The sequence below is a fragment of the Dehalococcoidia bacterium genome, assembly GCA_035528575.1.
Taxonomy (GTDB): Bacteria; Chloroflexota; Dehalococcoidia; order E44-bin15; family E44-bin15; genus DATKYK01.
Map to the genome: position 1 here is coordinate 74,352 of DATKYK010000021.1, position 12,557 is coordinate 86,908.

Below are 12,557 nucleotides of genomic sequence, written 5' to 3' on the forward strand. Positions count from 1 at the left end.
TATGTGTGGCATCGTGGGCTACATTGGGGGCAGGGATGCCCAGCCCATACTACTCCAATCATTGAAGAGATTGGAGTATAGGGGATACGATTCCTGTGGAATTGCTGTCCTGGGTAGCACCATCAAGGTCAGCAAGGATGTGGGAAGGGTGCAGCAACTGGAGAAAGCTCTGCCCCGGGATAATGGCAAGCTGGGCATCGGCCATACCAGATGGGCGACCCATGGTAAACCCTCCAGGTCCAATGCTCACCCCCACACGGATTGCAGTGGTAATATCGCTGTGGTGCATAATGGGGTGATAGATAACTCCCAGCAGCTCAGAGATGAGCTAACCGGGGAGGGACATCGATTCCTCTCCGAGACGGATACCGAGGTGATGCCGCATCTGATCGAGAGGTATTACCAGGGCGATCTGGAGCAAGCGGTAAAAAGGGCACTCGCAGATGTTAAGGGTTCCTACGCCCTGATCGTGCTCGCAGCGAACCATGAAGAGCTACTGGTAGCTAGAAATGATAGCCCGCTTGTAATAGGTGTTGGTGATGGGGAGAACTTCGTCGCCTCGGATGTGCCTGCACTGCTGGACTATACTGACAGGGTGATATATTTGGAGGATGGGGATGTAGGTATTATCACCGGGGATGCGATAAGGCTCTTAAACCAGGACTGTGAGGTGAGGAGGGAGACCAACGTGATCCCCTGGACCCTGGAGGACGCTCAGAAGGGTGGCTATGAGCACTTCATGCTCAAGGAGATACACGAGCAGCCTAGGGTGATAAGGGATACCCTGGGGGGATATATATCTGCCATAGAGCCAGCGGTTGACCTGGGGCTGGAGCGCACTGATTTCGAGGACGTCCTGCTGCTGGCGTGTGGCACCTCCTATCATGCCGGTCTTGTAGGTAGATGTTTGCTGGAAAGGATAGCCAGAGTACCGGTAAGGGTGGAGATAGCCTCTGAGTTCAGCCACTCTGACGCTGTGTTGGGCAAAACCTGGGTGATTGGAATCACCCAATCTGGCGAGACCGCTGATTTACTGGGAGCTTTAAAAAAGGCGAAGCAGATGGGATGTAAAACCCTGGCCATTACCAACTGCATTGGAAGTAGCGTCACCCGGATCGCTGATCAAACATTCTACATTAAGGCACACCCGGAGATAAGTGTAGCTGCTACCAAGAGCTTTATCGCTCAGCTAATGGCGCTTTATCTATTGGCTCTATCTGAGGCAAAAATGGATATCAGATCTCTCCAGGGCCTGATCGGTGAGCTGAGCGTATTGCCGGACAGAGTGCAGCTTATATTGGATGACGAGGAAAAGATCGCTCGGTTTGGCAAATATCTATCAACGTATGATAGTGCTTTCTTCATTGCCCGGGGAATCAATTTCCCCGTGGCACTTGAGGGGGCCTTGAAGCTCAAGGAGATATCCTACATCCATGCCGAGGGCTATCCTGCAGGGGAGATCAAGCATGGCCCCTTCGCCTTACTCACACCCGATACCCCGGTCATCGCCATTACTGCCAGGGATGATACATATGAAGCAATGCTGGCAAATATAAAGGAGATAAAGGCCAGGGAATCACCAGTGATTGCCCTGGCTGGTGAAGATGATGAGGACATAGAACAATTCGTAGACCACGTCATCCGTGTACCCGGTGTTAGTTCTATATTATCACCGGTGATTAACTCGGTTGCTTTGCAGCTCCTGGCCTATTATGCCGCTAAAGAGAGGGGCTGCCCTATAGACATGCCCAGGAACCTGGCAAAGAGCGTCACCGTGAAGTGAAATGCCATCATGGGTGGGTGTAGAACATCATTCCATCCTGATACATGAAGGGAAATCAGATGAAAGCTTTGATACTGGCTGGTGGCACCGGCACACGACTCAAGCCCATTACCCATACCGTCGCCAAGCAGCTTCTCCCTGTAGCCAATAAACCCATTCTTTTCTATGTCCTGGACCAGGTAATAGAATCAGGAATTACCGATATCGGCATTATCGTTTCGCCGGAGACGGGCAACCGGATAAAGGAGGTTGTAGCGGATGGCTCGAAGTGGCAGGCTAAAATTACCTACATTTTACAGCCGGAGCCCTTGGGACTCGCTCATGCTGTGGAAACAGCCCAGGACTTCCTTGGCAGCTCCTCCTTTCTCATGTTCCTCGGCGATAATCTAATTCAGGGCGGTGTCAAGGCTTTCGTTGACGAATTCAATAGCCTCAGGCCTGATGCGTTGGTTCTGCTGAAGGAGGTTAGCGACCCCCGTTTTTTCGGTGTTGCCGAGCTCGATCCCTCGGGTAAAGTGGTGCGGCTGGTGGAAAAGCCGAAAGAACCCAAGAGCAACCTTGCCCTGGTCGGTGCCTATCTTTTCACGCCTGAAATCCACAGGGCAATAGCTCAGATTAAGCCATCCTGGCGAGGGGAACTGGAAATAACCGATGCCATCCAGAAGCTCTTTGACCTGGGGAAGACGGTTCAAAGCCACATCCTGAAGGGCTGGTGGCTGGATACCGGGAAGAAGGATGACCTGCTGGAGGCAAACCGGGTGGTGCTCGACGATCTGCTGCAGCCGAGTATCAAGGGCGATGTTGATTCTAAGAGCCAGGTCGCGGGAAGGGTTGAGATTAGAGAAGGGGCTAAGATAGAAGGGAGCACCGTTCGAGGCCCCGTATCCATTGCTGAGAGGTGTCAGATCAGGAATTCGTTAATAGGCCCCTTTACAAGCATAGGCGCTGGCACAGTAATAGAGGATTCATCCATAGAGCACTCGGTTATTTTAGAAAATAGCCGTATTTATCGCATTGAGCGTCTGGAGGATAGTATCATAGGCAGCGGGGTCGAACTCCAGAAAGCGGACGAAAGATTCAGGGCGATAAAACTCTTTGTCGGCGATGATGCCAGAATAGAACTTTAAGAGGTCAAGATGGACTACTTATTCGGTGTCAAGGTGCAAAAGCTCCGCCTCATCCCTGATGAGCGGGGTTGGCTTATGGAGATGATGCGCCGGGACTGGGAGGTGTTTGACAAATTTGGGCAGGCGTATGTGACCACCTGCTATCCGGGTGTAATCAAGGCCTGGCACTACCACAAGCTTCAGATCGACCACTTCACCTGCGTTCATGGTGTTGCCAAGCTCGCCCTCTACGATGCCCGTGAGGACTCTACGACAAGGGGCATGATAAACGAGTTTTACATCGGGACCCTGAATCCTATCCTGGTAAAGATCCCATCCCTCATATATCATGGCTTTACCGCTGTGGGAAATGAGATAGCTATGATTGTCAACTTCCCCACCGAGCTCTATAACTATGAAGAGCCCGATGAGTATCGTCTCCCCTACGATGATCCATCCATCCCCTACAAATGGGAGGTAAAGATGGGATGAAGGTGCTTGTCGCCGGTGCTGGGGGGATGCTGGCAAGAGACCTCACTATCTGCCTTTCAGAGCGGGGATATGAAATTGTGGCACTACCCCATAATGAGCTCGATATTACCGATCTCAAGGCTGTTAGAACCGCGGTGGATGAGTTCGAGCCTGAGCTTGTAATTAACTGCGCTGCCTATACCAAGGTGGATGAGGCGGAGAAAGAGGAGCCCCAGGCGCTTTTAGCAAACGGATTCGGTGTTCAGAACATCTGCCTTGCCTGCCAGCAGAGGGACATCCCTTTAGTCCATTTCAGTACCGACTATATCTTCGACGGTGTCAAGGAAGGACCTTATACAATCTATGATGAGCCCAACCCCATAAGCGCCTACGGTCGCTCAAAGCTACTCGGTGAGAGGTATCTACTGTGGCTTCTCAGCAGGTTTTACCTCATTCGCACCAGTTGGCTATTTGGACTCCATGGTAAAAACTTTATAGAGACCATGACGGAGCTCGGGCAAAGAGAAAAGCAGATATCTGTGGTAAAGGACCAGAAAGGGTGCCCCACCTGGAGCTACCACCTCGCTCAGGCGGTTGTTGAGCTTATCGAAACGAGGCGCTACGGGATTTACCACATCACAAACTCCGAGCCTACCACCTGGTACGACTTCGCCAGGGAGATCTTCAGGATCTGCGAAATGGACGTGGAGGTTCTTCCGGTTACCTCGGATCAGGTTCCCAGACCGGCAATGAGACCTCAGAACAGCATCCTTGACCCTTTCCCTCTTCCCCGGGTCTTAGGCAGGGAAATGCCTTCCTGGAGGGAGGCGCTTAAGGAGTATATCGAACGAAGAGATACCAGGGGATAGCTGTCCGACTTGCGGGAGGGGGCTTTAGTCTCGCAACAAGGGGAGTGCGGCGGGAGTGGGATTAACGATAACTCCCGTAATGACCTTAATCCGTGAGTTCAGATTCAAAGGGCCGCCTGATGGTTGCTAATCCAAGCGGATCAGCTTAGATTTGCGTTCGACTCTTATAAGGGGTCATCATCCGGCTTGACCGGATGATCCAGGAAGCATGCTGAGCCAGTTTCTGGATTGCCCGATCAAGTCGGGCAATGACAGTACAGTAGGAGGCGGGCAGTGACAGGTACTGTAGGAGATGGGCAATCTTCTCTTTCGATCCACGGATTAAGGTAATGATCAGGTCGATTATTATTAATAGAGAAGAGGGGGATAGAGGGGCCCTATGTCTTTGCGAGGACCCTGCTTTATCGGGGGACGAAGCAAGCCTTGTGGAGGTGAGAGAAAGCGAGATTGCTTCGCTCCACTCGCGATGACAAGAGTGATTGTTGATTGAAGAGAAAGGGACAAGGGGGTGAGGTTAATCAAATGATGAGGCTACTTGTAACCGGAGGCGCGGGCTTTATTGGCTCCAATTTCGTTCACTATATGCTTGAGCAGCATCCCGACTACCATATACTGGACCTCGATGCCCTAACCTATGCCGGAAGCATGGAGAACCTGAAGGAGATAGTGGAAAATCCCGGTCACAGGTTTATTCAAGGCAGGATCGAGGATGGGAAGCTGGTGGACGGGCTTATGCCAGGGGTCGATGCGGTCATAAACTTCGCCGCCGAGTCCCATGTCGATAGGAGCATCGTTGAGCCCCAGGTCTTCATTACGACCAATGTCCTGGGGACTCAGGTATTACTCGATGCGGCGCTCAGGCACGAGGTCAAGCTTTTCTGCCAGATTTCAACCGACGAGGTTTATGGAGCCGTTGAGCTTGACTCGGCGGAGCGATTCATTGAGGAATCTCCCATACGTCCCAATTCGCCCTACTCCGCCAGCAAGGCCTCCGCCGACCTCCTGGTCCGGGCATACTACCGAACCTACGGGCTGCCCGTGGTTATCTCCCGCTGCACCAATAACTACGGACCGAGGCAACATGCTGAGAAGTTCATCCCCACGGTGATTCTCAGTGCCCTGCGGGGTAAGCCGGTCCCTATCTACGGCGATGGCCTGTATGTGCGGGACTGGATTCATGTCCTTGACCACTGCCGGGCGATAGACCTTATCCTGCACAGAGGGAAGGTTGGCGAGGTCTATAACATCGGGGGCGACAATGAGTGGGCTAATATCGAGCTTGCGCGAGAAATCCTGCAGATTACCGGCAAACCAGAAAATCTGCTTCAGTCTGTACCCGATCGCCCCGGTCACGACAGGCGCTATACTCTGAGCAGCGAGAAGCTAAGGCGTGAGCTGGGCTGGAAGCCTGGGGTTCCCTTCGACCAGGGCCTCAGCGAGACTGTCCGCTGGTATTCAGAGATAAATAAGTGACCAAGTATGTTATGTTTGTTGCCACTGCAAATGCATAGCCGGTGCAGGCGATATAGAGCAAAGCCTTCTTGCTGACACATCTCCCAGTCGGTGCAAATACAGCCTGTATGTGTTATGATATATGCCTAATCGGCATCCAGTATAAATATGTAGTCCCCACCTACCGATTCAAAGGCTGTCCTTATTGCCCTGCCTTTCCCCCTGAGTGGTTCCGTTATAACCCGCGCTCCCTTTGATTCGGCGATCTCCCTGGTCTTATCGGTGCTCCCATTATCAAAGACGATGACCTTAGCCCGGTAGCCCTTCCCTTGTATCTCCTCCATAGGCACTTCATCGATGACCTTCCCGATCGTCTCCTCCTCATTCAGTGCAGGGAAGATTATAGAGACCTCTTTCATTGCCTTTTTCTCACGCTGGGGATTACCTTATTTTACATAATCGCAGAGAAGCGAACTATTGCTATAATACCACAAACCTTTTCCTCTAAGCCAGACTGGAATGTGGAGGGCTATAGGGCGTGCTTAAGCACCACAATCTCTGTGGCTGCGGGGAGCTTGTCGGATTTAAGCTCCACCTCAGCGGTGTCCAGTCGCTTCACATTGGTCTTAACAGCCAGGAAGGGCTCGACATCGCTTACCGGGAAAGTGGGGCACCTGTCGGTTTGATAGTGCATGGGGATAACCACGCGGGGCTGAACCTGATCGACGATACGGTGTGCTCCAGCAGCATCGAGGGTGAAGTTCCCTGCCATAGGGGTGAGCAGGACATCAACCTCACCGATAGCGGCGATCTGCTTGTCGCTGAGTTGATGCCCCAGGTCGCCGAGGTGACATAACCTTATGCCGTCCACGGTAAAACAGAATATGTTATTCGGGCCCCGCTTCTTGCCGCCGTTATCATCGTGATAGCTTGCTATCCCGATAAACTCGATGCCTTTCACCTGATGCCTACCGGTGCCCCTCACCACCCGGGGGCTGCCGGGAACACTCTTGACATAGTTATGGTCGGGATGCTCGTGGCTTACCACCACGATGTCGGCCGCATCCTCTATTTTGCCATAATCGACCCCGAATGTCCCCGGCTCGAAGGGGTCGGTAATGATCTTGACCCCTTCCTCCGATGTAATAAGAAAAGCGGCGTGACCAAGCCATTTTAGCTTCATTTTTATCCCTCCTTTTTGGTACTACTCAATATGCTCTACTACTTGGAAGCTCGCTTTCTAAAGCATGGCCATTAGTTCATTCTAACCTTGCTTAATGTTCGGAAAATTCGAAGTGCTATTTCTGCTATCCCTATTTATAGGCTAAGATGAGGTTGACTAGGGTTCTAACCGCAACACCGGTTGCCCCCTTTACTAGGTGGTTTCGGTCCTTCTCGGCGCGTGAAGGACCGGCAATATCCAGGTGTACCCAGGGTGTCTGCTCAACGAATTCGGCGAGGAACTGGGCCGCGGTGATCGCACCCCCCCATCTGCCCGCGGAGTTCTTGGTGTCGGCGACATCGCTCTTGTTCTGCTCCCTGTACTCCTCATACATGGGCATCTGCCAGATGTACTCGCCAGCCTCCTCACCCGCCTTGAGCACTTTATCCATTAGATCCTGATTATTGCCAAAGGCGCCGGTGCAGAGATCGCCTAGGGCGATGTGACATGCACCTGTGAGCGTGGCGATGTCTACCACCGGGGAAAGCCCCAGCTTGAGAGCATAACTGAGGGCATCGGCCAGGATGAGCCGCCCCTCGGCATCGGTGTTCACGACCTCGATGGTCTTGCCATTTAACGCCCGTATAATATCCCCGGGCTTTAGGGCTGCACCGTCCGGGAGGTTCTCCGTTGCGGGCACTAGCGCGGTGACACTAACCTCGGGCCCGAGCTCGCCGATGGCACGCATGACAGCGATAACGGCAGCGCCACCGGCCATGTCCCCCTTCATGTCTCCCATCCCCTCTGATGGCTTGATAGAGATACCCCCGGAGTCGAAGGTTATACCCTTGCCCACAAGGCCCAGGGGGCTTCTTTGAGGATCGCCACCCTTATAGCTGAGAACGATAAGCTTTGGCGGCTGCCTGCTTCCCCGGGATACGCCAAGGAAGGCATCCATCCCCAGCTTTTCCATATCCGCTTGCTCCAGGATGCGGCACTCGAGCCCCCACTCACCGGCAACCCTTTGCGCCACCTCCGCCATATGGGTAGGGGTCATATAGTTGGCCGGCTCGTTGGCCATGTCCCGGGCCAGGCTTGTGGCCTCTGCCGTTATCCGTCCCCTGGCGCACCCCCGCTTAAGCAAAGCGAGCTTTTCCTCCTCCCGCTCGACGATGAGCAGTTGCTCGATCTCCCCCTCCTCCGCTTCTTTGGTTTGGTGCTTGAGGAAGGTGTAAAGGCCTAACATAGCGCCCTCTGTTACCGCCTGGGCCGACTTCTCAACGTCTATACCCCCCACGCCTGCGCCGTGAGCAATGGTGGCCACCTGCGTCGCGCCAACCTTTCTGAGGAAGCGACACGACTCGGCAGCAACCCCCCGAATCACGGATAGGGTTAGTTCCTTTTCCTTCCCCAGGCCAGCGACGACCACCCGCTGCGGCGCGATCTTACCCATGCTATGAATCAGGGTCATTTGGTTGCGCTTTCCCTTGATCTCCCCCTCAGCGATGAGCTGGGTAATAAGCCCGCCAAGTGCCTTATCTACCGCTGCCGTAGCACCGCTGGTTTTTTTCATCCCTTCAAAGAGATTAACTATGATGGCACTTACGGGTAGCCCGGTGATATCTCCTGATACAACCTTAACCTCCATCTGCTTATTCCTCCTCGTTGGTTTTGCCTATTTCGAGCCTACTGTAATTGAGATATCGGCTCATTACTGGTGGGGCTCCGGTACTGAACCCACTGAAATTACTAAAATTTAGCGATTCACCTCACGTACGATCCTATCGATTGCCGGGGTGATATCCCTGGAAGTATCGACAGCGAAGTGATTTCGTCGAATGCGCTGGGAAGTGGCGCTCATCTGCCGGTAGACACTCCAGTCAGCCTCGGATTTGTCGTCTGGGTCTAGGCTCAAGAGTCGGTCCTTAAGGCGCTGACGCACTAATTCAGGGGGTGCCTCAACACGTACCAGAATCAGCCTGGCCCCCGCGCTTTCAGCGATGTGATAGAGGCGCTCCCGGTGGCGCTCGATCAGGTTTGTGGAGTCGAGGATAAGCGGGATGCCTTTTCCAAGCAGTTCTTCAATGAGCATGTAGCAAGCCTGAAACAGGCGGTCGCTTTCGCCGCGACTATAGTTTGGGGTGAGGAAAAGGGATTGTCTCATTGCATCGCTCTCCAGGATGGGGAAAGTTGGAGAATTGGGGTTTGCGGAGGGCGAAGATGAAGCTATGGGTCGGGGGGGGAGAGATAAAAGGCGCTCGGCAAGCCGGCGGCAGAGGTAGGATTTACCACTTCCTGGCAGGCCACTTACCACGATGAAGGCCGGGTTGATGGTTGGCTCGGGCAATTCGCCCAGGCTTTCCCTCAGTCGCTCCACATCTCTTCTAGTTTGGGTATCTTCCATGTGTCTTTTCTCTCTTTACGTCCCTTTCGCCTTTTATCAATTGTCGCATGCCGGTTTTATTGCCATATCATGGGCTATCTGGGAACATAAAGGGATTTCACCATAGGTGTCGAGGCTTTGTACTTATCCAGGAAGTTCTCACCTTTTCCCACCCGCCCTGAAATGTATTTCTGCCCCCGATATATCGGGGAGACCCCTGCCAGAGGGGAAAATCCCTTCTGGAGCCCCCTTTATAACTTCGTCTCAGTAAAACCAATGTACATAGCGGATGTTTTTTACTCCACTTGTCCCCAAGGTTGATTTATCGCAAAACGTCTTGCAGTGATAAGTTGTCTAAAAACACGATATAAAGTGTCACCCATCTATATGAGCCAGATTGCTGCCTGAGGTTTCGCTTAGCTTGAGCTTGAAAATAATGGGTTTCTCATTCCTCAGTATAAAAGGTGATGGCAAGCACTCCCGGGCCGGCGTGAACCCCCATACCGGGGGTGAACTCGGTTAGATAAAGCTCAACACAGTTAAATCGGGAGGCAATATCAGCCTTGAGTTTCTCCCCATCCTCCAGCTCATCGGCATGGTGCACGATGACATGCACCGGGGAGTCTCCAACCCGTTCTGCCATAATGTCCATGAGTTGCTTTACTGCCTTTGTCTTGGTCCGGGGACGCGCTACCGGCATCGTTTCTCCTGTGGAAGTAGCATGCTCCACGACTGGCTTTATCTTTAATAGAGAGCCAGCCCAAGCCTGTGCCCTGCCGGTGCGACCGGTTCTGGCCAGATAGAAGAGGGTATCCAACATCGCTATGAAATGTACCCTGGGCATCATACCGCGTGCCACCTCAGCCACCTGAGCCATGTCTGCCCCCTGGCTGGCAGCGCGAGCTGCCTCCAAGACTATAAGCCCCAGGGCGCCGCCCACCGCCCGGCTATCTAGCACGTCGATGGCAGTGTTGGTTAGCACCTCTTTGGCCACATCTCTAGCTACCAGCGCGGTATCGTAGATTTTGCTTTGTTGCGATGTGAGTGTGATACAGAGTATGCTTTCTGCCTGCTCGCTCAACCGGCGATAGGCACCGAGGAAATCACCTGCCGAAGGGGTGGAGGTGGTGGGGAGATTCTCCCTACGTCGCATAATCCTGTAGACTTCACTGGGGCTCATGTCGATCCCGTCGCGATAGCTCTTGCCTTCAAAGATTATCATGAGTGGCACTATACAGATGTCATACTTCGCCACCAGTTCTTCAGGTATGCAAGCGGTGCTGTCGGTAACAATGCCAACCTTTCTCATCATATCCTCCTCAATCGACGTAAAAGGCGAGTCCGATTAGTCACCTACCTGTAGTATAGCCCATTATCGGGCTGAATTCACTGATCCAGAGGTCGCAGCAGTCAAACTCCGATGTGCTACCCGTTCCTTGAGCCTCTGGGCTTCCTCAAGCGCATCTGCATGCACTACCGCTACGTGTACCGGGCTTTCCCCAACCTTCTCTCGCATTATTCGTATGCTTCGTTTTGCACCGCGCTCTTTGGTCCTGACTAGGCCTACAAAATCTACTGCACCATCGGATATGCTGATTATCGGCTTTATACTCAAGGCGGAGCCTATCCTCTCCGCAATCTTTGGGATACGCCCCGATCGATATGCATGTCGTATGGTTTCCATAAGGGCTAGGAGATTGACCTTATCCCTCACATTCTCCGCGGCTTTAATGGCCTCGGTCATTTCCTTACCCTTCTCTATGGCCATTGCTGTTGCCAGGACGACAAACCCCTCGGCAGCAGCGCGGGTCCGGGAGTCTAAAATCTCGATAGCGGTCCGAGGAATCTCCTGCTTAGCCTGCTCTTTTGCCAGTTGGGCCGTATCGTGAAGTGCGCCGGGCTTGGCTGAGAGGGTGATACAAATAATGCTCTGCGCTCTCGTGCTTAGCTCGCGGTAGGCCTCAAGATAATCCGCCGGGGAGGGCGCCGATGTGCTAAAGTGATTGGGGTCCCTTTCTAAAAGATGGTAGGCCTCTGTGGGGCTTATGTCCAGATACTCTTTGTATAAACTGCCATCGAAGTGGATGTTTGAGGGAACTATCCGAATCCCGTAACGCTCTACCATCTCTCTGGTGAAGCAGGCTATGCTATCGGTGATAAGGGCGATCTTATCCATGCTAATTGAGCCCCCGCTGGGTTTGCCCCGCTGCGCCCTAATAGTGTTTGATCGCGATGGCGTCTAAATAATAGCGCGCGGGTCCTTTTAAATCGCTCCCTCCGTTAGTTAAGATAGAAGGCTGGCAATGAGTAGCAGAATAATGATCGCAATCATGGGTGTGATATCTGCCATGCCCAGTCGGGGAACGATGCGACGCAGTGGCGCCAGGATAGGCTCGGTTATCCGGTCCAGGAAAAGCACTACCTGGCTATTGGGGGAGGTGGCAAACCAGGAGAGAATCGCCCGCACGAAAATGATGATGGCAAGCACTTGACATAATATAATAACGATTTCGATGAAGGTGTCCATTTATCTACTAAGCGCCTTCGCTTTTTCATGTGCGGCAATCACCGCACGCAAGAGAAGGTCCCTCAGCCCTCCATCCTCCAGCTTTAATATAGCCTGTTCGGTGGTACCCCCTGGGGATGTAACCATGTCCCTTAACTCCTTGGGAGGTTTGCCTGTTTCCTTGGCAAGGAGAGACGCCCCAACAACGGTCTCCAGCACCAGCTCCTCTGCCATCTCGTGGGGCAGCCCGATGTGCATTGCAGCATCGACTAGCGCCTCGATGACCAGGAATATATAGGCTGGGCCGCTGCCACTAACCGCAGTCGCCATATCGATGTATTTCTCATCGGGCACATATATCTCCCTGCCCAGTGCCCCCAGGATGGACCGGGCAATCTCTTTCTGGCGCTGGCTCACCTCGCGTGATGAGGTCCATACGCTCATCCCCTCGCCGATCTGAGCGGGGGTATTGGGCATGGCACGGATTACGGAGCGGTGACCCAGGCCTCCGGTGATGGTTGCTATCGCCGCCCCGGCGACGATGGAGAGAGCAAGCTGGCCGTGTGTAAGGTGACCATGTAGTTTGGGCATAAGCCCGGCTAAATTCTGGGGCTTAATCGCGATAACGATAACGTCGGCTCCTTCCACAGCAATGCCATAATCACCCGTCACCCCAACCCCGTATGCCTTTTCCAGGCTCGATAGGCGCGCGGCGCTGATATCATTAGCCATGATTCCTTGAGGCGTTGTAAGCCCTTTACCAAGAATCCCCCTTATCATCGCCTCCCCCATGACCCCACCGCCGATAAAGGCAATCTTCATGCG

General features: G+C 53.3%; 13 protein-coding genes. 5 read left to right on the forward strand and 8 right to left on the reverse strand.

Annotation, left to right across the window (positions count from 1 at the left end):
• Nucleotide 1 precedes the first annotated feature (1 nt).
• From glmS to rfbB, 5 genes are all read left to right on the forward strand, one after another.
• Nucleotides 2-1,783 (forward strand): glutamine--fructose-6-phosphate transaminase (isomerizing), encoded by a 1,782-nt coding sequence (glmS, locus tag VMX96_04860; protein HUU63232.1) that lies wholly within the window; start codon nucleotides 2-4, stop codon nucleotides 1,781-1,783.
• A gap of 59 nt (nucleotides 1,784-1,842) precedes the next feature.
• A complete protein-coding gene (locus VMX96_04865) occupies nucleotides 1,843-2,910 on the forward strand; it encodes a glucose-1-phosphate thymidylyltransferase (GenBank protein ID HUU63233.1) in 1,068 nt (355 codons plus the stop codon).
• 9 nt (nucleotides 2,911-2,919) lie between these two features.
• Nucleotides 2,920-3,381: a dTDP-4-dehydrorhamnose 3,5-epimerase family protein gene (locus tag VMX96_04870; protein ID HUU63234.1), complete on the forward strand. Its 462-nt coding sequence runs from the start codon at nucleotides 2,920-2,922 to the stop codon at nucleotides 3,379-3,381.
• Nucleotides 3,378-4,229 (forward strand): dTDP-4-dehydrorhamnose reductase, encoded by an 852-nt coding sequence (rfbD, locus tag VMX96_04875; GenBank protein ID HUU63235.1) that lies wholly within the window; start codon nucleotides 3,378-3,380, stop codon nucleotides 4,227-4,229. The genes VMX96_04870 and rfbD overlap by 4 nt, the downstream gene beginning before the upstream one ends.
• Before the next feature lie 525 nt (nucleotides 4,230-4,754).
• Nucleotides 4,755-5,702 (forward strand): dTDP-glucose 4,6-dehydratase, encoded by a 948-nt coding sequence (gene rfbB / locus VMX96_04880; protein ID HUU63236.1) that lies wholly within the window; start codon nucleotides 4,755-4,757, stop codon nucleotides 5,700-5,702.
• Between the two features lie 125 nt (nucleotides 5,703-5,827).
• Here rfbB and VMX96_04885 read toward each other — a convergent pair whose 3' ends face one another.
• From VMX96_04885 to proC, 8 genes are all read right to left on the reverse strand, one after another.
• Nucleotides 5,828-6,100, reverse strand: a complete 273-nt coding sequence (locus tag VMX96_04885) for a glycosyltransferase family 2 protein (protein ID HUU63237.1) — start codon at nucleotides 6,098-6,100, stop codon at nucleotides 5,828-5,830.
• Nucleotides 6,101-6,210: 110 nt separating this feature from the next.
• Complete coding sequence (locus VMX96_04890; GenBank protein ID HUU63238.1) at nucleotides 6,211-6,864, reverse strand: MBL fold metallo-hydrolase; 654 nt, start codon at nucleotides 6,862-6,864, stop codon at nucleotides 6,211-6,213.
• Between the two features lie 130 nt (nucleotides 6,865-6,994).
• Entirely contained in the window at nucleotides 6,995-8,491 is a 1,497-nt protein-coding gene (locus VMX96_04895) for a leucyl aminopeptidase (GenBank protein ID HUU63239.1), read from the reverse strand.
• A gap of 108 nt (nucleotides 8,492-8,599) precedes the next feature.
• Nucleotides 8,600-9,247: an AAA family ATPase gene (locus VMX96_04900; GenBank protein ID HUU63240.1), complete on the reverse strand. Its 648-nt coding sequence runs from the start codon at nucleotides 9,245-9,247 to the stop codon at nucleotides 8,600-8,602.
• 424 nt (nucleotides 9,248-9,671) lie between these two features.
• Nucleotides 9,672-10,538, reverse strand: a complete 867-nt coding sequence (locus tag VMX96_04905) for a DegV family protein (protein HUU63241.1) — start codon at nucleotides 10,536-10,538, stop codon at nucleotides 9,672-9,674.
• 60 nt (nucleotides 10,539-10,598) lie between these two features.
• On the reverse strand, nucleotides 10,599-11,402 hold the full coding sequence (locus tag VMX96_04910) for a DegV family protein (protein ID HUU63242.1): 804 nt from the start codon (nucleotides 11,400-11,402) through the stop codon (nucleotides 10,599-10,601).
• A 108-nt stretch (nucleotides 11,403-11,510) separates the two neighbouring features.
• Nucleotides 11,511-11,753, reverse strand: coding sequence for a YggT family protein (locus VMX96_04915; GenBank protein HUU63243.1), 243 nt, complete (start codon nucleotides 11,751-11,753; stop codon nucleotides 11,511-11,513).
• Complete coding sequence (proC, locus tag VMX96_04920) at nucleotides 11,754-12,554, reverse strand: pyrroline-5-carboxylate reductase (protein ID HUU63244.1); 801 nt, start codon at nucleotides 12,552-12,554, stop codon at nucleotides 11,754-11,756. It abuts the gene before it with no gap.
• Nucleotides 12,555-12,557 lie beyond the last annotated feature (3 nt).